Genomic DNA, 3,140 nt, shown 5'->3' with positions numbered 1-3,140 from the left:
GTGCGCAGTGCGCACCCTACAGATAATAGAGGTTATGCTGGTATTTATGAGTCATTCACAATTCTTCAATTGTTCAAATCTAAAATCTAAAATCTAAAATCTAAAATCCTATGACTTCTATTAAATTGAATCGAAATGGGCAAATGTTGAATTTTCTGTTTGGTGGCGAGACATTTACTTATGTTGTCAAGCGACTGTTGCAGGCACTTTTAACCCTATTTTTGGCATCAATGCTTTGTTTTGCAATTATTGAACTGGCACCGGGAAATTACTTGGATACTTTGAGCCAAAATCCGAAGATTTCGCCGGAGACTCTCAAGCAACTCGAACAGCAGTTCGGCTTAGATAAACCAGCTATTGTGCAGTATTGGCTGTGGCTGCAACAAATTGTGACGCGGGGGAATTTTGGCACGAGTTTTGTGTATCAGCGATCGGTAGCTTCGCTGCTGTGGGAACGGGTACCGGCGACGTTATTGATGGCGATCGCATCTTTGATTGTAACTTGGGCGATCGCGATTCCTTTGGGAATTGTCGCCGCTGTCAATCAAAACCGCACAGTCGATCGAGTTCTGCAAGTAGTCAGCTACACGGGACAGGGATTTCCGAGCTTTATCACAGCTTTGCTGCTGCTATTTTTTGCTCAGAATACTTCGCCTCTGTTTCCCGTCGGAGGAATGACAAGCATTGACCACGCAGACTTACCTTGGTGGGGTCAAATCCTCGATTACGGCTGGCACTTAATTTTGCCAACAGTCGCCCTCAGCCTTACTGGTTTTGCTGGTTTGCAAAGATTGATGCGCGGACAATTTTTGGACGTGCTGCGTCAAGATTATATCCGAACAGCACGGGCGAAAGGTTTGCCGGACGATCGAGTAATTTACATTCATGCTTTGCGGAATGCTGTTAATCCGTTGATTACGCTGTTGGGTTTTGAGTTTGCTAGTTTATTGAGCGGTGCGTTTATTGCCGAATATTTCTTTAATTGGCCGGGTTTGGGAAAGCTGACTCTGGATGCGGTGAACAATCAAGATTTGTATTTAGTAATGGCGAGTTTGATGATGGGTGCGACGATGTTGATTGTTGGGAATTTGTTGGCAGATTTGCTGCTGAAAGCTGTCGATCCTCGGATTAAGCTGGAAGATTTGAAATAGAAGACTTAATTCAGTAACAGAAGGTACGCAAGGGCGATTTGTAATAGTCAATAGTCAACACTATTCCGATTATTCATGTCCCATGCCCCATCCCCCATTACCCATATCGGAGAGTTTTATGTCAGAAAAACAGCCAAACGAGCCAATGACTTTTAGCCGTTTTGCGGACTGGTGCAGGCATATAGACAGTCTTTCAGAAGAGGCAAGGCACACAGTTAAAGTGTTGTTAAAAAAGGCTGGCACTGATGACCCTGAAGCAGCGGAGCAGATACTTTCAAGCATGACAAAACTCGATCTCAACAGCGATCGAATTGGCGATCGAATTACCGACATCAGCTCCCTCGGTTCGCTCACCAATCTGACAACACTCGATCTCGGCGGCAATCAAATTACCGACTTCAGCGTCCTCGGCTCGCTCACCAATCTGACCACACTGTATCTCACCTGGAATAAAATTACCGACATCAGCTTCCTCGGCTCGCTCACCAATCTAACCACACTCGATCTGGACAACAATCCAATTACCGACATCAGCTTCCTCGGCTCGCTCACCAATCTGACAACACTCGATCTCGGCGACAATCAAATTACCGACATCAGCGCCTTGCGTAAGCTCACCAATCTGACAGAACTGAATCACAACAATCAATTTGCCGCTGTGTGCGTGTTAGGCGAACTCGCACAAAAACGTCTTACTCTCTCGACTACGCCAATTGATGCTCAACAAGCGACAGAAGCCATCAAAGTTGCCTATTCCGCTATTGGCCTAGAAGAACCCTCCGTTATTATTTGCAGCAGTCCCCGCGACGCTTATCTCCAAATCTTCAACAGGCTCAAACGCGACCATTCACAAAACTGCTCAGACGAATACAGCAATAGATGGGGGAAAAATCTAGACCGGAAATGGATGTCCCCTGTGGGAGAATTTGCAAGTCCGGCGGTGTGGGAGTATGAGCTCGATAGCATGACGATCGAGTCCGAAGCAGACAGCACACTGAGTTCGCTAATGTACGAATGGGCTGAAAACTATGTGCGATCGGAACAAACGATGGGGAATGTTTTTCCCCATAATTTGTTATCCCTTAAATCCCTTGAAACCCCCACGACTTTGTTTAAAGAAATCTATTTGACTGAATGGTATATATCTTCATTAGGCGTCAATATTTCCCAAAAGGCACAAGAAATACTTCGCTGCCAAAAGCTGCTTTTCGAGCATTGCGGTTGGATATTTCCCTTTGAAAAGATTTGCGCGGTGTGCGATCGCCCCCACCTTCGCTTTGACAGTCAAAACCGCTTGCACGCGGAAGGAGAACCTGCTATTCAGTTTGCAGATCGATGGAATTTTTACTATTATCACGGCGTCAGATTGCCTCAAAAATACGGCAAACTCCACCCAAACCAATGGCAATCCCAGTGGCTTTTAACAGAAGACAATGCCGAGCTGAGGCGAGTGTTAATTCAAGGAATTGGTTACGAGCGCATAATTCAAGAATTGTCAGCCACACAAATAGATATTTGGCAGGAATATGCACTATTAAAAATAGATAAAGCCTCGGATTGGGAGCAGATTTATTTGTTAAAAATGACTTGTCCAAGTACGGGATTCATTCACGTTTTGAGAGTGCCGCACCTGACATCTGCTAGGAAGGCAATTCGCTGGGTAAATTGGGGTATTGATCCAGAGGAATTTTCCGTGCAGACTTGATCGAGTTGCGGCGGATGTCAATGGTCACTCAAATATTGTCCCTCTGGGATTGTTTTATGTCAGAAAACCAACCAAACGAACCCATGACTTTTAGCAGCTTTGCCGACTGGTGCAGGCATATTGACAGTCTTTCAAAAGAGGCAAGGCACACAGTTAAAGTGTTGTTAAAAAAGGCTGGCACTGATGACCCTGAAGCAGCCCAGCAGATACTTTCAAGCATGACAACACTCGCTCTGGGCAAAAATAGAATTACCGACATCACCTCCCTCGGCTCGCTCACCAAT

2 protein-coding genes and 2 pseudogenes are annotated in these 3,140 nt (G+C 45.5%); all 4 read left to right on the top strand.

The window, feature by feature from the left end:
• Positions 1–110: 110 nt before the first annotated feature.
• Positions 111–1,151, top strand: a complete 1,041-nt coding sequence (locus QUB77_RS18180; protein WP_333175470.1) for an ABC transporter permease — start codon at positions 111–113, stop codon at positions 1,149–1,151.
• Positions 1,152–1,233: 82 nt separating this feature from the next.
• A pseudogene (locus QUB77_RS31805) lies at positions 1,234–1,791 on the top strand (leucine-rich repeat domain-containing protein); the annotation flags it as partial.
• The gene (locus QUB77_RS18175) at positions 1,783–2,856 is read left to right on the top strand and encodes a DUF6745 domain-containing protein (protein WP_445251759.1); all 1,074 of its coding nucleotides are present in this window, start codon (positions 1,783–1,785) and stop codon (positions 2,854–2,856) included. The pseudogene QUB77_RS31805 and the gene QUB77_RS18175, both read left to right, overlap by 9 nt.
• 56 nt (positions 2,857–2,912) lie before the next feature.
• Positions 2,913–3,140 (top strand): annotated as a pseudogene (locus QUB77_RS18170) (leucine-rich repeat domain-containing protein); the annotation flags it as partial.

The organism is Microcoleus sp. AT9b-C3 (assembly GCF_036705485.1).
In the GTDB taxonomy this organism is placed as follows: Bacteria; Cyanobacteriota; Cyanobacteriia; order Cyanobacteriales; family Microcoleaceae; genus Microcoleus.
Note: the sequence above shows the minus strand (reverse complement) of the source record. Positions and strands in the feature narration are given on the sequence as shown.

Bases quoted from the DNA above. Each gene is read 5' to 3' on its own strand.
- QUB77_RS18180 (WP_333175470.1), top strand. From the start codon at position 111: ATGACTTCTATTAAATTGAATCGAAATGGGCAAATGTTGAATTTTCTG.